Genomic DNA, 19,066 nt, shown 5'->3' with positions numbered 1-19,066 from the left:
GGGGCTCAGGTGCGCTCGGCCCAGGCCGCGCGGCTGAAAAATTTCATAGTGACCGCATGGATGCTGCCATCGGTGATCCATGGGTTCAAATGGGCATAGATCTGCTGCTGACGCTTGACCGGGCTCAATGCCGCCAGTTCATCGCTAATCACGTTCAGCTGGAAATTGCAGCCTTCGCCTTCGACTTCTACAGTCGTTTCAGGCAGCTTTCCTTCAAGGAAGCTCTTAACTTCTAGGGCCTGCATGCTCAACCTCTATCGGCGCCCAGTGCGCACGGGTCGCACATCATACAAAAAAGCCCCGCGCCTGCGAACCCCGCATAGCAGGACTCTGACGGGGGGCTTCTTTAACAATGTGTATTAAGGATGCGCCAGTAGCTCGGTCAAACCGGAAACTTCGGCAATTTCGCGCATGTCTTCCGGCAACGCACGGATACTGACCGGTTTTTTCGCCGCCTCGGCATCACGCATGAAGCACAGCAACAACGACAGGCCGACGCTGCTGGACTTGGTCACCGCCGAGCAATCAAGCACCAGCTCTGGCGCTTTGCTGGCCTTGATTAACGCCTGGCCCTGCTTGCGCAGGTCAGGCCCGGTGCGGTAATCCAGCACGCCGCTGAGGAACAGCTCGCCGGCGTCGCCGATACGAACAGCCGACTCGGTCATTGCGCAGGCTTCCCGGCAGCTTTGTCGGTTTCTTCCTTGGCCTTGGCCACTTCACCGGCCCAACCGTTGATGGTCTTGTCCAGATCGTTGCCATTGCGCTGCATCGCGTCGGCGAACTGATCACGGAACAGCTTGCCGATGTTGATACCGTTGATGATCACGTTGCGCAGTTTCCACTCACCGTTGATCTTCGTCAGGGTGTAGGACACAGGGTACACGGCGCCATTGCTGCCGGAGACTTTCATCCCGACTTCAGCACGGTCGCCCGACTCGTCCTTGGGCGCATCAACGATAATGCCCTGGTTGTTGTATTCCAGCAGAGCGTTGCCGTAGAACTGGAACAGACCCTTCTTGAAGTTTTCCTGGAACGTCTGCATCTGCGCAGGCGTAGCCTTGCGCGAATACTTGACCGTCATGATGCTTTTGGAGATGCCTTCAGCATCGACCACAGGGCCAACGATCGTGTTGAGCGCGTTGTAGAACTTGGAAGGGTCTTGCTTGTACTGTTCTTTATTAGCCTTGAGGTCAGCCAGCATTTTGCTGGTGGTGTCCTGCACCAAATCGTGGGCAGAACCTGCCGCGTTGGCCATCATCGGCAATGCTGCAAGCAGTACCAGCAGGCCACGTCGCAAGGTAGAGATCATGAACAGATTCCTCATTTGGCGTCTTTATTGACCGTATTGAGCAAAAATTTTCCGATCAGGTCTTCAAGCACCAGCGACGACTGTGTGTCGTGGATGGTCGAACCATCCTTGAGCAGGGCTGTTTCCCCGCCCACGCTGACCCCGATGTACTTCTCGCCCAGCAAACCCGCAGTGAGGATAGATGCCGTGGAGTCAGTTGGCAGATTATCTACCTTCTTGTCCAGTTGCATCGTCACCCGACCGGTAAAGCTGTCGCGATCCAGATCGATTGCCGTGACTTTGCCGATGGTGACACCGGCCATGGTCACTTTGGATCTGACCGTCAAACCGGCGATATTGTCGAAGTACGCGTAAAGTTTATAGGTATCGGCGGTAGGGCTGGCCGACAGGCCGCTGACTCGCAGGGCCAACAACAGTAAAGCCAGGATGCCAGCCAGCAAGAAAAGGCCGACACCGATTTCCACAGTGCGGTTTTGCATCAGAAATCTCCAAACATCAAGGCGGTCAAAATGAAGTCAAGGCCCAGTACCGCCAACGAGGCGTACACAACGGTCTTGGTGGTGGCACGGCTGATCCCCTCTGAAGTGGGCTCACAGTCATAGCCTTGGAATACGGCAATCCAGGTCACCACAAAGGCAAAGACGATGCTCTTTATAATGCCGTTGAGCACGTCACCGGTGAAGGTCACGCTGTTTTGCATGTTGGCCCAGTAGGAGCCGTCGTAGACCCCCAGCCAGTCAACCGCCACCCACGAACCACCCCAGATACCCACCACGCTGAAGATCATTGCCAGCAGTGGCAGGGAAATGAAGCCGGCCCACAGGCGCGGGGCAACGATGTACTTGAGCGGGTCCACGCCGATCATTTCCAGGCTGGACAGCTGCTCGGTGGACTTCATATTGCCGATTTCAGCGGTCAACGCCGAGCCCGCACGCCCAGCGAACAACAAGGCGGTGACCACCGGGCCAAGCTCACGCAACAGGGTCAGGGCCACCATCTGCCCTACCGCCTGCTCCGAGCCGTAGCTGGACAGGATATTGAAACCCTGCAGGGCCAGCACCATGCCGATGAACACGCCGGAGACCACGATGATCACCAGGGACATCACCCCCACCGAGTGCAGTTGCTTGACCAGCAGGCCAAAGCCGCCGCCGATGCCGCCGCGCCCCAGCAAGGCGTGAAACAGGAAAATGGTCGAACGCCCCAGCACTTCGACGATGTCGATGCCCGAACGACCGAAAAGGCGAACCTTCTCGATAAGAGATGTCTTGCGCATCAGCGCTTCCCCAGAAGATCTGAGCGGTAGTCCGCCGCCGGAAAGTGAAAAGGCACCGGGCCATCGGGGTTGCCGGTCATGAATTGGCGAATGCGCGGGTTATCGGCGTTCATCAACTCTTCAGGCGTACCCTGCCCCAGCACCTGGCCATCACCGACTACATACAGATAGTCGGCAATGCTCGCGGTTTCGGCCAGGTCGTGGGAGACCACGATACTGGTGATTCCCAGTGCATCGTTGAGCAGGCGGATCAGGCGCACCAACACGCCCATGGCGATCGGGTCCTGCCCCACGAATGGCTCGTCATACATGAGGATCTGTGGGTCGAGGGCAATGGCCCGCGCCAGGGCGACACGGCGCTTCATGCCACCGGACAACTCGTCCGGCATCAGGTCGATGGCGCCGCGAAGGCCTACGGCCTGCAGCTTCAGCAACACGATGTCACGAATCATTTCATCGGACAGCTGGGTGTGCACCCGCAGCGGGAAGGCCACGTTTTCGAACACATCGAGGTCGGTAAACAGCGCGCCGCTCTGGAATAGCACGCCCATATGCTTGCGCGCATCGAACAGATCGCTGCGTGACAGCGTCGGCAGGTTCTGGCCGTTGACCCACACTTCCCCGGCACTGGGGCGCAATTGCATGCCCATCAGGCGCAACAGGGTGGTCTTGCCGCAACCGGAAGGCCCCATGATGCCCGTGACCTTGCCGCGAGGAATGCGAATATCGACGTTATTGAAGATGCTGCGCGTCCCGCGCTTGAAGGTAAGACCCTTCAGCTCGACCGCGTAGGCGTTATCGGCACTCATCTAATCTCCTTGGGATGCAGCCTTTCACTCAGACACCATGTGTGCGACTTTGGTTTTCAACAGATGCGCAATAGTTGAGCACATGGGTTGGGCGGACCGAACTGGCGGCGAACTATATCACTGCTGGTACAGAGCGCCCAAGGCCGGAACAGCGCTGGTTCAGATTTGAGACAGGGAAAAAACGTTGCTTGCTATGTTGCCCACGGTGGTTTTCAGTTATCCCGCGCACAAAGCCTGACGAACTTGCGTGAGGGAATCGATCATTACCGCTATAATCGCCGACTTTTCGTCAGGCTATACGATTTCAGACATGAGCCAATCCAGCGACCTTATTCAATCCGCACAACGCACCATACGCCTTGAGCTTGAAGCCGTAGAGGGCTTGCTGGCGCATATCGACGCGGATTTCGTGCGCGCCTGCGAGATGATTCTGGCCAGCAAGGGCCGCGTTGTGGTGGTCGGCATGGGCAAGTCCGGCCACATTGGCAACAAGATCGCGGCGACCTTGGCGAGCACGGGGACCACTGCGTTTTTCGTGCACCCGGCCGAAGCCAGCCACGGCGACATGGGCATGATCACCAAGGATGACGTGATTTTGGCGCTGTCCAACTCCGGCACCACCAACGAAATCGTGACCCTGTTGCCGCTGATCAAGCGCCTGGGCATCCAGATGATCAGCCTCACAGGTAACCCTGAGTCAACGTTGGCCAAGGCTGCCGACGTCAACCTGAACGTGCACGTGACCCACGAAGCCTGCCCACTGAATCTGGCGCCCACCTCCTCCACCACCGCCGCGCTGGTAATGGGCGATGCCCTGGCGGTGGCATTGCTGGAGGCTCGCGGGTTTACGGCCGAGGACTTCGCATTTTCACATCCGGGTGGCGCACTGGGCCGTCGCCTGCTGCTGAAAGTGGAAAATGTCATGCATCGCGGCGCCGAGCTGCCGAGCGTTCCACGCGGCACTCTGCTTCGGGATGCGCTGATGGAAATGACCCGCAAGGGCTTGGGCATGACCGCCATCGTCGAAACCGATGGCCGGCTGGCCGGGATATTCACCGACGGCGACCTGCGTCGTACCCTTGACCGCACCATTGATATCCATACCGCGACCATCGACGCCGTGATGACCCCTCACGGCAAGACCGCCCGCGCCGAAATGCTCGCGGCTGAAGCGTTGAAAATCATGGAAGACCACCGGATAGGCGCACTGATCGTGGTCGACCACGATGATCGGCCGATCGGGGCCCTAAACCTAGGCGACTTGCTGCGCGCAGGAGTGATGTAAATGATCAGCGACCTGATGCAACGCGGTAAAAACATCAAACTGGCGATTTTCGACGTTGACGGCGTGCTGACGGATGGCCGCCTGTACTTCCTCGAAGACGGCAGCGAATTCAAGACCTTCAACACCCTCGATGGCCAAGGCATCAAAATGCTGATGGCAGCGGGCGTGCAAACCGCAATTATCAGCGGTCGAAAAACACCGGTTGTGGAACGCCGCGCACAAAACCTCGGTATTCCTCACCTGTATCAGGGCCGCGAGGATAAACTGGTGGTGCTGGACGAGCTTCTTGGCCAACTCAACCTAAGCTATGAACAGGTCGCCTATCTGGGCGACGACCTGCCAGACCTGCCGGTGATTCGCCGGGTGGGCCTGGGCATGGCCGTCGCGAATGCCGCGGCGTTTGTCCGCGAACACGCCCATGGCATCACCACCGCCCGTGGCGGCGAAGGTGCCGCCCGCGAGTTCTGCGAGTTGATCCTGCGTGCCCAGGGCAGCCTTGAAGCGGCCCACGCCGCCTACCTATAGAGCGTTATATGCTGAGCAAAAAGATTCGCAACTTCCTGTTATTCGGGGTCATCGCCGCGCTGCTCCTGGCGGTGGGCTACTGGAATATCAGCCCGGAGCGCTTCCTCGACAAGCCTGTTGCGCAGGTTGACGAAGGTCTTATCGACTATTACGCCACCAATGCCTACAGCATTCAGTACCTGCCTGACGGCAAGGTGCAGTATGAGATGACATCGGACAAGGTCGAGCACTTGAAGGCTTCCGAAGTCAGCCTGCTGACCAATCCGGACCTGAACCTGTATCGCGGCACCGAATTTCCCTGGCACGTCACCAGCAAGCGTGGCGAGGTCAACCCGGATGGCACCGAAGTTGAACTGATCGACTCGGTTCGCGTCGCACGTACAGACGCGCAGAACCGCGACACCATCATTACCAGCAGTCGCATGACCGTATTCCCACAGAAGCAATATGCGCAGACCGAGCAAGACGTTAGAATCGACGGCGCTGGCGGTGTATCGACTGGCAAGGGAATGAAAGCGTATTTGAAAGAAAGCAGGATACACCTGCTATCGAACGTAAGAGGACAGTATGAGGCTCGTTAAAACCCTCCCTATTTTGCTCGGTCTGGGCGCAGCACTGGGAAGCGTGAGCGCCTGGGCTCTGCCGAACGATAGCCAGCAACCGATCCATATTTCGGCTGACGATGCACAGCTCGATGACAAGAAAGGTGTTGCCACCTATACAGGCGGCGTGATCATCACCCAGGGCTCGATGAAGATCACCGGCAACACGGTGACTCTGACGCGCACCCAGACAGGCGACATTGACGTGGTGACGTCGGTGGGCAACCTGGCTTATTTCGAGCAGAAGCAGTCCGCTACCGACACCGGCCCGATGAAAGGCTACGGCAAGACTATCCAGTATCACGCCCAGCAGAATCGTATCGTGTTGATCGACCAGGCCAAGGTACTGAGCCCAGACGGCAACTCGACCGAAGGTGAAAAGATCACCTATGACACCGTCAAGCAGATCGCCAACGCCGGTCGCGCCAACGGCTCCAAGGTCACTGCACCGCGCCCGCGCATCGACATGGTTATCCAGCCGAAGAAGAAGGCCGAGTAATGGCAACCCTGAAAGCCCAGCATCTGGCCAAGGCCTATAAAAGCCGCCAGGTGGTACGCGACGTCAGCCTGTCGATCGACAGCGGCCAGATCGTCGGTTTGCTCGGCCCCAACGGTGCCGGCAAAACCACTTGCTTCTATATGATCGTCGGGCTGGTCCAGGCAGACCAGGGTCGTGTATTGATCGACGACCTGGATGTCAGCCATCAACCCATGCACGGTCGTGCACGGGCAGGTATTGGCTATCTTCCCCAGGAAGCGTCGATCTTCCGCAAACTGTCGGTAGCCGATAACATCATGGCGATTCTCGAGACCCGCAAGGAACTCGATCGCGATGGCCGCCGCCAGGAGCTGGAAAGCCTGCTGCAGGAATTCCACATCAACCATATTCGCGACAACCTCGGCATGAGCCTGTCCGGTGGTGAGCGCCGCCGCGTGGAAATCGCCCGCGCCCTGGCGACCGCGCCGAAATTCATCCTGCTGGATGAACCCTTTGCCGGTGTCGACCCGATTTCGGTGGGTGACATCAAGCAGATCATCCATCACCTCAAGGCCAAGGGCATTGGCGTGCTGATCACCGACCACAACGTGCGCGAAACCCTCGATATCTGCGAAACAGCGTATATCGTCAACGATGGTCAGCTGATTGCCGAAGGCGATGCCGAGACTATCCTGGCTAACGAGCTGGTGAAGGAAGTGTACCTGGGTCACGAGTTCCGCCTGTAAACACAGGGGTATCGCGCTTTTCCCTGGAGCGCGCGGGAGTCAATGGAAACCTCGGTTTTTTTATTGTTACCGCGCTCTAGGCAAAGGCCCCGAGATCAGGCATATAATTTGCTTATGTTTGGCGCTCACGCGCCCTGTCGTGGATGGCGCATTGCGCCGGCGAATAAGGTGTTAAGCCCCTGCCATGAAACCATCGCTAGTCCTGAGAATGGGCCAGCAGCTGACGATGACACCGCAGCTGCAACAGGCCATCCGCCTGCTCCAATTGTCGACCCTGGACCTGCAACAGGAAATCCAGGAGGCCCTGGAGTCCAATCCGATGCTCGAACGCCAGGAAGAAGGCGACGACTTCGATAATGCAGACCCGCTGGCCGACAACATCGAGCAAAAACCCAATCCCGACGTGCAGGAACCCTCCTATCAGGAAACCGCCCCGACGGTGGACAACCTGGAGGAAGGCGACTGGAACGAACGCATTCCCAACGAGCTTCCCGTGGACACCGCGTGGGAAGACGTCTACCAGACCAGCGCCAGCAGCCTGCCGAGCAACGATGATGACGAGTGGGACTTCACCACCCGTACGTCGGTGGGCGAGAGCCTGCAGAGCCACCTGTTGTGGCAACTGAACCTGGCGCCGATGTCCGATACCGATCGCCTGATCGCGGTCACCCTGATCGACTGCATCAACAACCAGGGCTACCTGGACGAAACCCTCGAGGAGATCCTTGAGGCCTTCGACCCGGAACTGGATATCGAACTGGACGAAATCGAAGCCGTCCTGCACCGCATCCAGCAATTCGAGCCCGCCGGCATTGGTGCCCGCACACTCAGCGAGTGCCTGTTGCTGCAACTGCGCCAATTGCCGGCCAAGACCCCATGGCTCACCGAAGCGCAACGCCTGGTCAGTGACTACATCGACCTGCTGGGCAGTCGCGACTACAGCCAACTGATGCGCCGTATGAAGCTCAAGGAAGATGACTTGCGCCAGGTCATCGAGCTAGTGCAAAGCCTCAACCCGCGCCCAGGCTCGCAGATCGAATCCAGCGAAGCCGAATACGTAGTGCCCGACGTCATCGTGCGCAAGGACAACGAACGTTGGCTGGTGGAGCTGAACCAGGAGTCGGTACCGCGCCTGCGGGTCAACCCGCAATACGCAGGTTTTGTGCGCCGCGCCGACACCAGCGCCGATAACACCTTCATGCGCAACCAGTTGCAGGAAGCGCGGTGGTTCATCAAGAGCCTGCAAAGCCGCAACGAAACCCTGATGAAAGTCGCAACCCAGATCGTCGAACACCAGCGCGGTTTTCTGGAGTACGGCGACGAGGCCATGAAGCCTCTCGTGCTGCACGACATCGCCGAAGCCGTCGGCATGCATGAATCGACGATTTCCCGGGTGACCACGCAGAAATTCATGCATACCCCACGGGGTATTTATGAGCTGAAATACTTTTTCTCCAGCCACGTCAGCACCTCTGAAGGCGGTGAATGCTCGTCCACGGCGATCCGCGCGATCATCAAAAAACTGGTTGCCGCTGAAAATCAGAAAAAGCCGTTGAGTGACAGCAAGATCGCTGGTTTACTGGAGGCACAAGGCATTCAGGTCGCCCGTCGAACCGTCGCCAAGTACCGCGAGTCCCTAGGGATCGCGCCATCCAGCGAGCGTAAGCGTTTGATGTGACGGGCGGGCCACAGCGTTCCAGTGGTGGGTATTCCTGCCCACCGCTTTATGCACTGGCAACGAAGGAGAAGCTGTATGCAAGTCAACATCAGTGGACACCAGCTGGAAGTCACCAAGCCCCTGCGTGAATACACCGAGAGCAAACTGAACAAGCTTGCGGGGCATTTTGACAAGATCACCAACGTGCAGGTCATCATGGAGGTCGATAAGCTCAAGCAGAAAATCGAGGCCACCCTGCACGTACCGAATGCCAAGCTCGTCGCCAATGCGGAACATGAAGATATGTACGCGGCCATTGACTCCCTCTACGACAAGCTCGACCGCCAACTCATAAAGCATAAGGAAAAGAATCTGCACCTGATGCAAGGTACAGGTCGTTAACTCTCCCCCCATGATCCGACTTGAAACCATCCTGACCCCCGGCCGTTCCCTCGTGAACGTGCCGGGCGGCAGCAAGAAAAAAGCCCTCGAACAAATTGCCAACCTGATCGCACGCGAAGTGCCGGATCTGGAGATGCAAGATGTCTTCGAAGCGTTGATTGCCCGTGAAAAACTCGGTTCCACCGGTTTTGGCAACGGCATCGCCATTCCGCACTGCCGCCTCAAAGGCTGTGAAACACCTGTGAGCGCCTTGCTGCACTTGGATCACCCCATTGATTTCGACGCCATCGACGGCGCCCCGGTCGACCTGCTCTTCGTGCTGCTGGTCCCGGAAGCCGCCACCGATGCGCACCTGGAACTGCTCCGGCAGATCGCCAGCATGCTGGACCGCAAGGATGTACGCGACAAACTGCGCAGCGCCTCCAGCAATGAAGCGTTGTACCAAGTTGTCCTGGATGAACAAAACGGGCAGTAATCATGCGTTTGATCATCGTCAGCGGTCGCTCCGGCTCGGGTAAGAGCACCGCCCTCAATGTGCTTGAGGACAACGGCTTCTATTGCATCGACAACCTGCCCGCCGGCCTGCTGCCAGAGCTGGCGGAACGCGCACTGATCCATACCGAATTGGCGCAGCCGCTGGTGGCGGTCTCGATTGATGCGCGCAACCTGCCTAGCCACCTCTCGCGGTTCCCGGAACTGTTGGAAGAAGTGCGTGCCAAGCACATTCATTGCGATGTGCTGTACCTGGATGCCGACGAAGAGACCTTGCTCAAGCGGTTCTCCGAAACCCGTCGACGCCACCCCCTCAGCAGCGCCAACCGCTCCCTGGCCGAAGCCATCGAGGACGAGACCAAGCTGCTCGGGCCGATCATTGACCTGGCCGACCTGAAGATCAACACCACCAATCTGAACCTGTATCAGTTGCGCGACGCGATCAAGCTGCGCCTGCTGAACCAGCCTGAGCCGGGGACGGCGTTTCTGGTCGAGTCATTTGGCTTCAAGCGCGGCATGCCGGTAGATGCCGACCTAGTGTTCGATGTGCGCTGCCTGCCCAACCCTTACTGGAAGCCGGAGTTGCGCGATCAGTCCGGGCTGGATCAGCCTGTGATCGACTACCTGGCCGCACAACCGGATGTGGAAGAGATGTTCCAGGACATCTCCAGCTACCTGCTCAAATGGTTGCCGCGCTTTGCCGCCAGCAATCGAGCCTATGTCACCATTGCCATTGGCTGCACCGGCGGCCACCACCGCTCGGTCTATTTGACTGAACGGCTGGGCCAGGTGCTGCAACAAACCCTCAAGAACGTCCAGGTTCGCCACCGCGACCTGAGTTGAAAGGAACACCTGCGCGATGCCTGCTCTGGAAATTGAAATCATCAACAAGCTGGGCTTGCACGCCCGGGCGTCGGCTAAATTCGTCGGCGTGGCCGGGCAGTTCCCCTGCCAGATCCGTGCTGGGCGTACGCCAGAGTCCATGGTCGATGGCAAAAGCATCATGGCGATGATGATGTTGGCGGCCGGCAAAGGCACCAAAATCCATCTGCGCACCGAAGGCGAGCAAGAAGACGAAGCAATGGCCGCACTGGTCGCGTTGATCAACAACTACTTCGACGAAGGCGAATAACCCTACTGTAGGAGCTTGCTCGCGAAAAACGTCAACGATAACGCGGGCATCCTGGTTAACGCAGTGCTCTCAGTTTTTTTGCGAGCAGGCTCCCTCCTACAGGGAACCACCCTCAGCCTAACGCCGTATCCATCACCATCATCAGGCAAAACCCGAGGCACAGCCCAAGGCTGGCGAGATTTTCATGGCCATTGCGGCGCGACTCGGGGATGACTTCATGAGTCACGACCAGCAACATTGCCCCGGCGGCCAACGCCAAACCCAGCGGCAACAACACTTCGGCAAGGCTCACCAGCCATGCACAGAGCACCGCAAATACCGGCTCAACCAAGCCTGATGCAGCGCCAATCAAAAAGGCTTTGATCCGCGACATTCCCGCCCCAGCCAATACCAGCGCAATCACCAGCCCTTCAGGCACATCCTGCAGGGCAATGCCCATGGCGAGGCTGTCGGCATCCGCCATGCCTCCGCCCGCAGAAACCCCCACAGCCATGCCTTCCGGAATGTTGTGCGCAATGATGGCAAACACGAACAACCAAATACGCGGCGGGATAACCGGTTTATCCGGTGTACCCACCAGCATTTCCGGGCTGGCGCCAGAAACCTTGCGGTCTACGAGGTACAGGCCGAACGCCCCGAGCATGATGCCGAAGCTGATCAAGCCACTGGCGCCCCAAGGTGAAAGTCCCAGGCTTTCGGCGGCGGCGATGCCCGGTACCACCAGAGAAAACTCAGTCGCCGCCAGCATCACACCGGCACCAAAGCCCAGCAGGGTGTCGCTAAGCGCCATCGGCATGCGCCGAATCACCAACACCGGCACCGCGCCCAGCGCCGTGCCAAGCGCGCAGATCGCCCCACCCTGCAAAGCACGCAGTATGCGCGGTTCCAGGTTCAACCAGGCCAGCCCATGGGCCACCAATAACGCAGTACCTGCCAATAGCAGCAGCGTGCCAAACGCATAACGAAACATTCGCACGCTACCGATCGCCAGTGTTTGAGTGCCCATAGTCGGCCTTAGATCTTGTTATGGAGTGAATGTCAGGCCAAAGCGGCCTGATAGCGCGCGGCAACCTCCGGCCAGTTGATGACGCTATAGAATGCATTGATGTACTCCGGTCGTCGGTTTTGATATTGCAGGTAGTAAGCGTGCTCCCAGACGTCCAGGCCCAGCACCGGCGTATTGCCGCTCATCAGCGGGCTGTCCTGGTTGCCGCTGCTTTCCACCACCAGCGTTTTTTGTGGCGTAACGCTCAGCCAGGCCCAACCGCTGCCGAATCGCGTCAAGGCCGCCTTGGTGAACGCCTCCTTGAAGCTGTCGAAACCACCCAATTGCTCGTCGATAGCCTTGCCCAGCGCGCCCTCGGGTTTGCCGCCCCCTGTCGGTGACATGACTGCCCAGAACAACGAGTGGTTCGCATGCCCGCCTCCTTGGTTGACCACAGCAGCGCGTAATTTCTCCGGCAATGTTTGGACGCTGGACACCAGCTTCTCCACCGGCCAGCCGGCGAACTCAGTCCCCTCGACCGCAGCATTGAGGTTATTGATGTAGGTCTGGTGGTGCTTGGTGTAGTGAATTTCCATGGTTTGCGCGTCGATATGCGGCTCGAGGGCGTCGTAGGCGTAAGGCAAGGCCGGCAAGGTATAGGTCATATCAATGTGCTCCATAGTGGGACGTGGACGTTGGCGTCGCAGCACTGCCCAGCAGCCGATGAGTGCGTGGGTATTCGCCGTGATCGCTGATGAAATTCAGCAGCTCGACGTAGGTCTTGCTGCTTTGGCGCAGCGCGGCCTCGCGCAGTGACGGGCTGAGTCGCGGGTTCTGCATGGTCTGTAAGAGGCGCTGATGGATAGCGCAGAGGTATTCCGCGCTTTCCTCAGGCTGGTTCAGGCGCAAGTGCAGGTCCGCCAGGTTGTGATGGGAAATGACGCAAGCCGCCACCGCTTCGTCAGCATCCGCCCAGCGTTCGAACAACACTTGGGCCAGGGCCAGGGCTTGCAGATAGGCCTCGCGAGCGTCAACCAACTCGCCTGCCATAAAGCAGCGATTGGCCCGTTCGATCGTGCGTTTCCAGTGCTCCATGGTGAGCCTCCAGGGCAGGGTCGTTGATTACACGCCGCCAGCGGTGAGCTTTTCCGGGTCCAGCAGGACTTCCAGTTGGCTGCGCGGCAGGTCGGTGTGTTCGAGGGCGACATCGATCACCGGGCGGCCTTGCTGATACGCCTTCTTGGCGATTTCAGCGGCTTTCTGGTAGCCGATGATCGGGTTAAGTGCGGTGACCAGGATCGGATTGCGTGACAGCGCTTCCTTGAGCTTGGGTTCGTTGACCTTGAAGCTGGCAATGGCCTTGTCCGCCAGCAACCGGCTGGCATTGGCCAGCAACTCCAGGCTGCTGAGCAGGTTTTGGGCAATGATCGGCAGCATCACATTCAGCTCGAAATTGCCCGACTGGCCGGCCACCGTGATCACTGTGTCATTGCCGATGACCTGGGCGGCCACCATGGCGGTCGCTTCCGGGATGACCGGGTTGACCTTGCCCGGCATGATCGACGAGCCCGGCTGCAGCGCCTCCAGTTCGATTTCACCCAGGCCGGCCAATGGCCCGGAGTTCATCCAGCGCAGGTCATTGGCGATCTTCATCAGCGACACCGCCGTGGCTTTCAACTGACCAGAGACCGCAACGGCGGTGTCCTGGGAGCCAATCAGCGCAAACAGGTTCTTGCCGGGTGTGAACTTCACTCCGGTCAACAGGCTCAGTTGCTGGCTGAAACGCCCGGCAAACTCGGGGTGTGCGTTGATCCCGGTGCCAACCGCCGTGCCGCCCTGAGCCAATGCTTGCAGCGCCGGTAGCAGGTCCTGCAAGTGACCGATATTGGCCTTGAGCTGCTGCGCCCAGCCGTTCAACACCTGGCTCATGCGCACCGGCATGGCGTCCATCAAATGCGTGCGGCCGGTCTTGATGAACGGGTGAACCGCCTCGGCTTTTCGCTCGATGACTTGCACCAGATGCAGCAGGGCCGGCAACGTTTGCTCGTGCAGCACCAACGCGGCACTGACGTGGATGGTGGTGGGGATGATGTCGTTGCTGCTCTGGCCGCAATTCACATGATCGTTGGGGTTGACCGCCTCGCCCAGCAAACGGCTGGCAAGGGTCGCGATCACTTCATTGGCGTTCATGTTGGAGCTGGTGCCGGAGCCGGTCTGGAAGATATCCACCGGGAAGTGCTGCATGTAGTCGCCTTCCAGCAATCCTTGGGCAGCATCGACAATAGCCTTGCCCTGCCCTTCGCTGATTTGCTTGAGGTCGACGTTGACCTTGGCCGCGGCTGTCTTGGCCAGGATCAGCGCGCGGATGAATTGCGCCGGCATGGGTTGATGACTGATCGGAAAGTTGTTCACCGCACGCTGTGTTTGTGCGCCATACAAAGCTTCTTGCGGCACATGCAGTTCGCCCATGCTGTCGCGTTCGATACGGGTGTTACTCATCATTAGATCCTTGCACCAAGTCAGAAACGGAAATCGAAGGCAGTAATTCGCAGCTCGCCAATTGCCAGGCAAAGGTCTGCCAGCGCTTGAGGCGGCAGGCACAGTGGGAGAGTTTTTCCAGGTCGCGCAGTGGTCGCCAGGCCTGGTCCAGGCACAGGGAGCGCCAATGCCAGGGCAAGGCGACATCAGCGGCGGTGTCGATCAACAAACGAAATGAGGTTTCAGCGATGGTCCACGGATGGGTTGCGGTGCAACACGCCAGGTACCGACCTTCGTTCAGGTAATGCTCAATCAGGCGGGGTTCATTGGGATCCAGGCCACAGCGAATCTGGCGGCTCATCCAACGCCAGCTTTCCAGATAGGGATCCTCATGCAAGACAGAACTCATGAGACACACTCATTCGGTAATGATATTTATTATTAAATGATATTGAGAATCAAAACAAGAGTGGCCCATTAATCCTGTCAAAAGAGGCGCAATAAAAAAGGCGCGCCATCTTTGCGATGGCGCGCCTTTCAGAACGTGCGGGAGGGATTAGCTGCCAGCGACCGTCATGCGTTCAATAAGCACCGAACCCGTGCGGATATTGCTGCGCAGTTCAAGGTCGTTACCCACGGCAACGATCTGCTTGAACATATCGCGCATATTGCCCGCGATGGTCACTTCCTGGACGGCGAACTGAATCTCGCCATTCTCCACCCAGAAGCCCGCCGCACCACGCGAGTAGTCACCGGTGACCATGTTCAGGCCATGGCCCATCAATTCAGTCACCAGCAACCCACGCCCCATCCGCCGCAACAACGCCGCCTGGTCTTCATCACCGTGGGTCACGAACAGGTTATGCACGCCGCCTGCGTTAGCGGTGCTTGGCAGGCCCAGCTTGCGACCGGCATAAGTGCCCAGCACATAGGACACCAGCTCACCTTGCTCGACAAACGGCTTGGCATAGGTCGCCAGGCCATCGCCGTCGAACGACGAACTGCCCATCGCGCGCATCAGATGCGGGCGCTCGTCGATGGTCAGCCACTCAGGGAACAGCTTCTGGCCGATGGCGCCTTCCAGGAACGAAGACTTGCGATACAGGTTGCCACCGGAAATCGCGCCGAGGAAGCTGCCGAATAAACCACCGGCCAGCTCTGCGGAAAACAGCACAGGCACTTCGCAGGTCGGCACCGGGCGCGCGCCCAGGCGGCTCGCAGCCCGTTGCGCCGCACGCAGGCCAATGCTTGCAGGGTCTGCCAGTAAATCGCCTTGGCGGTTTACGTCATACCAGTAATCACGCTGCATCTGCCCGTTGGCTTCGGCGATCATCACGCAACTGAGGCTGTGACGCGTGGACGCATAGCCACCGATAAAGCCATGGCTGTTGCCGTAGACGCGGCAACCCTGATGGGTACTCAAGGTGGTGCCGTCCGCATTCTTGATGCGGGCATCGGCATCGAAGGCTGCCGCTTCGCAGGTCAGCGCCAGCTCGATGGCTTGCTCAGGCGTGATATCCCAGGCGTGGAACAGGTCAAAATCCTGCACATCCTTGGCCATCAACGCCTTGTCGGCCAGGCCCGAGCTTTCATCCTCGGAGGTGTGCTTGGCAATCGCCAGTGCTGCGGCGACGGTCTCGCGAATCGCCTCAGGGCCACTGGCGGAAGTGCTGGCCGAGCCTTTTCGCTGGCCCGCATACAAGGTAATGCCAAACCCTTGGTCGCGATTGAATTCAACCGTTTCCACTTCCCGCTGGCGCACCGAAGTCGACAACCCTTGCTCCAGCGACACCGCCACTTCACAGGCGCTGGCCCCCTGGCGCTTGGCTTCGGCAAGGATCTGCTCGACTTGTTCCTGCAGGGCCGGTAACGCTTGTGGACCGACGCTTTGGGCTGCACTCATGGTTTTCTCCACTCAAATTCTGCTTTCGGTAATGGCCATCGAGCGACCGGGCCGGACAAGCGGCCCCCGACTGGTTATCATGGCGGCGTTTCTTTGCGGACTGCCACCATGGTTGATTCTTACGACGACTCCCTCGATGGGGAGAAAAGCAAAACCCAGGTCAAACGTGAGCTGCATGCTCTGGTTGACCTTGGCGAGCGCCTTACAACGCTCAAAAAAGATTTGGTTGCCAAACTGCCACTGACCGACGAAATGCGTCGGGCCCTGGCCGATGCGCCCAAGCACACCGCGAATATTGCGCGTAAACGGCACATCTCGTTTATCGGCAAACTGATGCGCGACCAAGACATTGACGCCATTCTGACTTTGCTCGATCAAACCGATGCCTCCACTCGCCAGTACAACGAACGCTTCCACAACCTGGAACGTTGGCGTGACCGCCTGATCTCGGGCGATGACGCGGTGCTGGAGAAATTCGTACTGGACTACCCGGACGCGGACCGCCAGCAATTGCGCTCCCTGATCCGTCAGGCCCAGCACGAGCTGGCGCATAACAAGGCGCCGGCCACCAGCCGTAAAATCTTCAAATACATCCGTGAGCTGGACGAGACTCAACGCGGCCTGCGCTGATCCTCTTCCCCGGGTGGCGGTCTTCGCCACCCGAAGCTTGCGTTCCTACGATCCCGTACCACCCACGGTGATCGCATCAATTTTCAAGGTTGGCTGGCCGACACCTACCGGCACCGACTGCCCATCCTTGCCGCACGTGCCCACCCCGCTGTCCAGCGACAGGTCGTTACCGACCATCGACACCTTGCTCATGGCTTCCGGGCCGTTACCAATCAGCGTCGCCCCTTTGACCGGCGCGGTAATCTTGCCGTCTTCGATCAGGTACGCCTCGCTGGTGGAGAACACGAACTTGCCGCTGGTGATGTCCACCTGGCCGCCGCCGAGGTTGGCGCAGTAGATACCGCGTTTTACCGAGGCAATGATTTCTGCCGGATCGCTTTGGCCACCGAGCATGTAGGTGTTGGTCATGCGCGGCATTGGTAGATGCGCATAGGATTCACGACGACCATTACCGGTGCGCGCCACGCCCATCAGGCGCGCGTTGAGCTTGTCTTGCATGTAGCCCTTGAGCACGCCGTTCTCGATCAGGGTGGTGCATTCGGTCGGCGTGCCTTCGTCATCGACACTTAGCGAACCACGGCGGCCGGCCAGGGTGCCGTCATCGACAATGGTGCACAGCTTGGACGCAACCATTTCGCCCATGCGCCCACTGTAGGCGGAACTGCCCTTGCGGTTGAAATCGCCTTCCAGGCCATGGCCCACGGCTTCGTGGAGCAACACGCCAGACCAACCCGAGCCCAGCACCACCGGCAAGGTGCCGGCGGGTGCCGGAATCGCTTCCAGGTTGACCAATGCCTGGCGCAGCGCCTCACGGGCATAGCCCATGGCACGGTCGTCAGCGAGGAAATAACGGTAGTCGGTGCGCCCGCCGCCGCCATGCCCTCCGCGCTCGCGGCGCCCGTTCTGTTCGACGATCACACTCACATTGAAACGCACCAGCGGCCGTACATCCGCCGCCAGCCCACCGTCTGTGGACGCCACGAGGATGCGCTCCCACACGCCCGCCATGCTCACGGTCACTTGCTGGATACGCGGGTCCAAGGCGCGGGTGGCTGCGTCGATTCGCTTGAGCAGCTCGACCTTTTCCGCACGGCTGATCACTTCCAAGGGGTTATCCGGCGCATACAACTGCGCCACGTCCTGGGTACTGAACGCCTGCACCGTGCCATTCTGCCCGGCACGGGAAATCGAACGGGCGGCACGCGCCGCCAGGCCCAGGGCCTCCAGGGTGATCGCATTGCTGTAGGCAAAGCCGGTTTTCTCACCCGATTGCGCGCGAACGCCTACGCCCTGGTCAAGGTTGAAACTGCCTTCCTTGACGATCCCATCTTCCAGCGCCCAGGACTCGGAAATCTGCCCCTGGAAATACAGGTCAGCCGCATCGATACCCGGCCCGGCCAGATCGCCGAGCACGGTTTGCAGGCTTTCGATGGTCACGCCACCGGGTGCCAGGAGGTGATCACTGACTGAGGACAACAACTCGCTCATAGGTTTGGCCTTAAATTCATCGTTCTGAAGCAGGCCGCTGCGCGCCCTGCGAGAAAAAGCGCCGGTGATTGGCCACCGGCATGCGCGCCCGTATCGACGCCTGTTCACTGCTATCGCGTTCGGCCAGTAACACCGCCTCGCCTTGATCCTGTTGCGCCAGCACTCGGCCCCAAGGGTCGACAATCGCCGCGTGGCCAAAGGTTTCCCGTGGGCCTGGGTGCACACCGCCCTGGGCGGCTGCCAGCAGGTAGCACTGGGTTTCGATGGCACGTGCGCGAATCAGCACATCCCAATGCGCAGCCCCTGTCACTGCCGTGAAGGCCGAGGGCGCGGTAATCAGTTCAGCCCCCGCCGCACGTAACTCGCTGTACAGTTCGGGGAAACGCAGGTCGTAACACACCGTTAACCCCACACGGCCCACCGGCGTATCCGCCACCACCACCTGGTTACCGAAAGCATAGTCGTCAGATTCGCGATAACGACCGCGAGCATCCGCTACGTCCACATCAAACAGGTGGAGTTTGTCGTAGCGAGCGACTATTTCACCCTGATCGTTGATCAGCAGCGAGCAAGCATTGGGTTTGGCGTGGGGCTGGTCCTTGGGTGGCAGCGGCAAGGTGCCGGCCACTATCCATAAGGTGAGGTCGCGGGCGGCCTGTTTCAACCAGGGCAGCACAGGGCCTTGCCCCAACGCCTCGGCGCGGCCAATGTCGGCCACATCGCGGCGCCCCATGGCGGCGAAATTCTCTGGCAGCACCGCGAGTTTCGCGCCATCGGCCGCCGCCTGCTCCAGCAGGCGACGCGCCTGGGCGAGGTTGGCCAGCACGTCACTCTGGCTGACCATTTGAATTACCGCAAAGGACATGGGC

The 19,066-nt window shown here is 59.3% G+C and carries 25 protein-coding genes; 11 read left to right on the top strand and 14 right to left on the bottom strand.

The annotated features are described in order from the left end of the window. Window positions 1-5: 5 nt before the first annotated feature. The 6 genes from GH769_RS01310 to GH769_RS01285 all read right to left on the bottom strand — a co-directional run bounded on the left by GH769_RS01310 (window position 6) and on the right by GH769_RS01285 (window position 3,394). On the bottom strand, window positions 6-245 hold the full coding sequence (locus GH769_RS01310) for a BolA family protein (protein WP_003188597.1): 240 nt from the start codon (window positions 243-245) through the stop codon (window positions 6-8). Between the two features lie 114 nt (window positions 246-359). Further along, window positions 360-665: a lipid asymmetry maintenance protein MlaB gene (locus GH769_RS01305; protein WP_003188596.1), complete on the bottom strand. Its 306-nt coding sequence runs from the start codon at window positions 663-665 to the stop codon at window positions 360-362. After that, window positions 662-1,309, bottom strand: coding sequence for a phospholipid-binding protein MlaC (locus tag GH769_RS01300; protein ID WP_014716940.1), 648 nt, complete (start codon window positions 1,307-1,309; stop codon window positions 662-664). Before GH769_RS01300 ends, GH769_RS01305 begins: the two co-directional genes overlap by 4 nt. An 11-nt stretch (window positions 1,310-1,320) precedes the next feature. After that, window positions 1,321-1,788: an outer membrane lipid asymmetry maintenance protein MlaD gene (gene mlaD, locus GH769_RS01295; RefSeq protein ID WP_003188593.1), complete on the bottom strand. Its 468-nt coding sequence runs from the start codon at window positions 1,786-1,788 to the stop codon at window positions 1,321-1,323. After that, complete coding sequence (mlaE, locus tag GH769_RS01290) at window positions 1,788-2,585, bottom strand: lipid asymmetry maintenance ABC transporter permease subunit MlaE (protein ID WP_003188592.1); 798 nt, start codon at window positions 2,583-2,585, stop codon at window positions 1,788-1,790. The genes mlaD and mlaE overlap by 1 nt, the downstream gene beginning before the upstream one ends. After that, window positions 2,585-3,394, bottom strand: coding sequence for an ATP-binding cassette domain-containing protein (locus GH769_RS01285; protein WP_003188590.1), 810 nt, complete (start codon window positions 3,392-3,394; stop codon window positions 2,585-2,587). Before GH769_RS01285 ends, mlaE begins: the two co-directional genes overlap by 1 nt. Window positions 3,395-3,704: 310 nt before the next feature. Here GH769_RS01285 and GH769_RS01280 point away from each other — a divergent pair, with 310 nt between their 5' ends. The 10 genes from GH769_RS01280 to GH769_RS01235 all read left to right on the top strand — a co-directional run bounded on the left by GH769_RS01280 (window position 3,705) and on the right by GH769_RS01235 (window position 10,713). Continuing rightward, window positions 3,705-4,679: a KpsF/GutQ family sugar-phosphate isomerase gene (locus tag GH769_RS01280; RefSeq protein WP_014716939.1), complete on the top strand. Its 975-nt coding sequence runs from the start codon at window positions 3,705-3,707 to the stop codon at window positions 4,677-4,679. Continuing rightward, on the top strand, window positions 4,680-5,204 hold the full coding sequence (locus GH769_RS01275; protein ID WP_014716938.1) for an HAD family hydrolase: 525 nt from the start codon (window positions 4,680-4,682) through the stop codon (window positions 5,202-5,204). 8 nt (window positions 5,205-5,212) lie between these two features. Continuing rightward, the gene (lptC, locus tag GH769_RS01270) at window positions 5,213-5,785 is read left to right on the top strand and encodes an LPS export ABC transporter periplasmic protein LptC (protein ID WP_014716937.1); all 573 of its coding nucleotides are present in this window, start codon (window positions 5,213-5,215) and stop codon (window positions 5,783-5,785) included. Beyond that, window positions 5,772-6,305: a lipopolysaccharide transport periplasmic protein LptA gene (lptA, locus tag GH769_RS01265; protein ID WP_020301264.1), complete on the top strand. Its 534-nt coding sequence runs from the start codon at window positions 5,772-5,774 to the stop codon at window positions 6,303-6,305. The genes lptC and lptA overlap by 14 nt, the downstream gene beginning before the upstream one ends. Beyond that, the gene (gene lptB / locus GH769_RS01260) at window positions 6,305-7,030 is read left to right on the top strand and encodes an LPS export ABC transporter ATP-binding protein (RefSeq protein ID WP_003188582.1); all 726 of its coding nucleotides are present in this window, start codon (window positions 6,305-6,307) and stop codon (window positions 7,028-7,030) included. Before lptA ends, lptB begins: the two co-directional genes overlap by 1 nt. 184 nt (window positions 7,031-7,214) lie before the next feature. After that, window positions 7,215-8,708: an RNA polymerase factor sigma-54 gene (locus GH769_RS01255; protein WP_014716935.1), complete on the top strand. Its 1,494-nt coding sequence runs from the start codon at window positions 7,215-7,217 to the stop codon at window positions 8,706-8,708. 75 nt (window positions 8,709-8,783) lie between these two features. Further along, complete coding sequence (gene hpf, locus GH769_RS01250) at window positions 8,784-9,089, top strand: ribosome hibernation-promoting factor, HPF/YfiA family (protein ID WP_003171804.1); 306 nt, start codon at window positions 8,784-8,786, stop codon at window positions 9,087-9,089. A 10-nt stretch (window positions 9,090-9,099) separates the two neighbouring features. Next, window positions 9,100-9,564 carry a PTS IIA-like nitrogen regulatory protein PtsN gene (ptsN, locus tag GH769_RS01245; RefSeq protein ID WP_014716933.1) on the top strand — a complete coding sequence of 155 codons (465 nt, stop codon included), beginning with the start codon at window positions 9,100-9,102 and terminating at the stop codon, window positions 9,562-9,564. 2 nt (window positions 9,565-9,566) lie between these two features. Next, window positions 9,567-10,424 (top strand): RNase adapter RapZ, encoded by an 858-nt coding sequence (gene rapZ / locus GH769_RS01240; protein ID WP_019816957.1) that lies wholly within the window; start codon window positions 9,567-9,569, stop codon window positions 10,422-10,424. Between the two features lie 16 nt (window positions 10,425-10,440). Beyond that, window positions 10,441-10,713, top strand: coding sequence for an HPr family phosphocarrier protein (locus GH769_RS01235; protein ID WP_014716931.1), 273 nt, complete (start codon window positions 10,441-10,443; stop codon window positions 10,711-10,713). A gap of 112 nt (window positions 10,714-10,825) precedes the next feature. On the opposite strand, the gene GH769_RS01230 is transcribed toward GH769_RS01235, so the two are convergent. The 6 genes from GH769_RS01230 to pmbA all read right to left on the bottom strand — a co-directional run bounded on the left by GH769_RS01230 (window position 10,826) and on the right by pmbA (window position 16,079). Then, the gene (locus GH769_RS01230; RefSeq protein WP_032903372.1) at window positions 10,826-11,719 is read right to left on the bottom strand and encodes a ZIP family metal transporter; all 894 of its coding nucleotides are present in this window, start codon (window positions 11,717-11,719) and stop codon (window positions 10,826-10,828) included. A 32-nt stretch (window positions 11,720-11,751) separates the two neighbouring features. After that, a complete protein-coding gene (locus GH769_RS01225; protein ID WP_014716929.1) occupies window positions 11,752-12,363 on the bottom strand; it encodes a superoxide dismutase in 612 nt (203 codons plus the stop codon). 1 nt (window position 12,364) lies between these two features. Then, a complete protein-coding gene (locus GH769_RS01220; RefSeq protein WP_014716928.1) occupies window positions 12,365-12,793 on the bottom strand; it encodes a hypothetical protein in 429 nt (142 codons plus the stop codon). A 27-nt stretch (window positions 12,794-12,820) separates the two neighbouring features. Continuing rightward, the gene (locus tag GH769_RS01215; protein ID WP_032903373.1) at window positions 12,821-14,197 is read right to left on the bottom strand and encodes a lyase family protein; all 1,377 of its coding nucleotides are present in this window, start codon (window positions 14,195-14,197) and stop codon (window positions 12,821-12,823) included. Next, window positions 14,190-14,585 (bottom strand): hypothetical protein, encoded by a 396-nt coding sequence (locus GH769_RS01210; protein WP_003188570.1) that lies wholly within the window; start codon window positions 14,583-14,585, stop codon window positions 14,190-14,192. The genes GH769_RS01215 and GH769_RS01210 overlap by 8 nt, the downstream gene beginning before the upstream one ends. Window positions 14,586-14,732: 147 nt before the next feature. Next, entirely contained in the window at window positions 14,733-16,079 is a 1,347-nt protein-coding gene (gene pmbA, locus GH769_RS01205; protein ID WP_014716925.1) for a metalloprotease PmbA, read from the bottom strand. Window positions 16,080-16,187: 108 nt separating this feature from the next. On the opposite strand from pmbA, the gene yjgA reads away from it, so the two are divergent. Continuing rightward, entirely contained in the window at window positions 16,188-16,709 is a 522-nt protein-coding gene (yjgA, locus tag GH769_RS01200) for a ribosome biogenesis factor YjgA (protein WP_003188568.1), read from the top strand. A gap of 45 nt (window positions 16,710-16,754) precedes the next feature. On the opposite strand, the gene tldD is transcribed toward yjgA, so the two are convergent. Then, window positions 16,755-18,197 carry a metalloprotease TldD gene (tldD, locus tag GH769_RS01195; protein WP_003188566.1) on the bottom strand — a complete coding sequence of 481 codons (1,443 nt, stop codon included), beginning with the start codon at window positions 18,195-18,197 and terminating at the stop codon, window positions 16,755-16,757. A 16-nt stretch (window positions 18,198-18,213) separates the two neighbouring features. Next, window positions 18,214-19,062, bottom strand: coding sequence for a carbon-nitrogen hydrolase family protein (locus tag GH769_RS01190; RefSeq protein ID WP_014716924.1), 849 nt, complete (start codon window positions 19,060-19,062; stop codon window positions 18,214-18,216). Between the last annotated feature and the right edge of the window lie 4 nt (window positions 19,063-19,066).

The organism is Pseudomonas sp. CFSAN084952 (assembly GCF_009648855.1).
Classification (GTDB): Bacteria; Pseudomonadota; Gammaproteobacteria; order Pseudomonadales; family Pseudomonadaceae; genus Aquipseudomonas; species Aquipseudomonas paracarnis.
The sequence above is the reverse complement of the archived record's forward strand: the minus strand, read 5'-3'. Positions and strand labels throughout refer to the sequence as shown.

Bases quoted from the DNA above. Each gene is read 5' to 3' on its own strand.
- yjgA (WP_003188568.1), top strand. From the start codon at position 16,188: ATGGTTGATTCTTACGACGACTCCCTCGATGGGGAGAAAAGCAAAACC.
- mlaE (WP_003188592.1), bottom strand. From the start codon at position 2,585: ATGCGCAAGACATCTCTTATCGAGAAGGTTCGCCTTTTCGGTCGTTCG.
- GH769_RS01225 (WP_014716929.1), bottom strand. From the start codon at position 12,363: ATGACCTATACCTTGCCGGCCTTGCCTTACGCCTACGACGCCCTCGAG.
- GH769_RS01255 (WP_014716935.1), top strand. From the start codon at position 7,215: ATGAAACCATCGCTAGTCCTGAGAATGGGCCAGCAGCTGACGATGACA.
- GH769_RS01275 (WP_014716938.1), top strand. From the start codon at position 4,680: ATGATCAGCGACCTGATGCAACGCGGTAAAAACATCAAACTGGCGATT.
- GH769_RS01235 (WP_014716931.1), top strand. From the start codon at position 10,441: ATGCCTGCTCTGGAAATTGAAATCATCAACAAGCTGGGCTTGCACGCC.
- GH769_RS01230 (WP_032903372.1), bottom strand. From the start codon at position 11,719: ATGGGCACTCAAACACTGGCGATCGGTAGCGTGCGAATGTTTCGTTAT.
- lptC (WP_014716937.1), top strand. From the start codon at position 5,213: ATGCTGAGCAAAAAGATTCGCAACTTCCTGTTATTCGGGGTCATCGCC.
- ptsN (WP_014716933.1), top strand. From the start codon at position 9,100: ATGATCCGACTTGAAACCATCCTGACCCCCGGCCGTTCCCTCGTGAAC.
- tldD (WP_003188566.1), bottom strand. From the start codon at position 18,197: ATGAGCGAGTTGTTGTCCTCAGTCAGTGATCACCTCCTGGCACCCGGT.
- GH769_RS01215 (WP_032903373.1), bottom strand. From the start codon at position 14,197: ATGAGTAACACCCGTATCGAACGCGACAGCATGGGCGAACTGCATGTG.
- lptB (WP_003188582.1), top strand. From the start codon at position 6,305: ATGGCAACCCTGAAAGCCCAGCATCTGGCCAAGGCCTATAAAAGCCGC.
- GH769_RS01210 (WP_003188570.1), bottom strand. From the start codon at position 14,585: ATGAGTTCTGTCTTGCATGAGGATCCCTATCTGGAAAGCTGGCGTTGG.
- lptA (WP_020301264.1), top strand. From the start codon at position 5,772: ATGAGGCTCGTTAAAACCCTCCCTATTTTGCTCGGTCTGGGCGCAGCA.
- mlaD (WP_003188593.1), bottom strand. From the start codon at position 1,788: ATGCAAAACCGCACTGTGGAAATCGGTGTCGGCCTTTTCTTGCTGGCT.
- GH769_RS01280 (WP_014716939.1), top strand. From the start codon at position 3,705: ATGAGCCAATCCAGCGACCTTATTCAATCCGCACAACGCACCATACGC.
- pmbA (WP_014716925.1), bottom strand. From the start codon at position 16,079: ATGAGTGCAGCCCAAAGCGTCGGTCCACAAGCGTTACCGGCCCTGCAG.
- rapZ (WP_019816957.1), top strand. From the start codon at position 9,567: ATGCGTTTGATCATCGTCAGCGGTCGCTCCGGCTCGGGTAAGAGCACC.
- GH769_RS01305 (WP_003188596.1), bottom strand. From the start codon at position 665: ATGACCGAGTCGGCTGTTCGTATCGGCGACGCCGGCGAGCTGTTCCTC.
- GH769_RS01220 (WP_014716928.1), bottom strand. From the start codon at position 12,793: ATGGAGCACTGGAAACGCACGATCGAACGGGCCAATCGCTGCTTTATG.
- hpf (WP_003171804.1), top strand. From the start codon at position 8,784: ATGCAAGTCAACATCAGTGGACACCAGCTGGAAGTCACCAAGCCCCTG.
- GH769_RS01300 (WP_014716940.1), bottom strand. From the start codon at position 1,309: ATGATCTCTACCTTGCGACGTGGCCTGCTGGTACTGCTTGCAGCATTG.
- GH769_RS01285 (WP_003188590.1), bottom strand. From the start codon at position 3,394: ATGAGTGCCGATAACGCCTACGCGGTCGAGCTGAAGGGTCTTACCTTC.
- GH769_RS01190 (WP_014716924.1), bottom strand. From the start codon at position 19,062: ATGTCCTTTGCGGTAATTCAAATGGTCAGCCAGAGTGACGTGCTGGCC.
- GH769_RS01310 (WP_003188597.1), bottom strand. From the start codon at position 245: ATGCAGGCCCTAGAAGTTAAGAGCTTCCTTGAAGGAAAGCTGCCTGAA.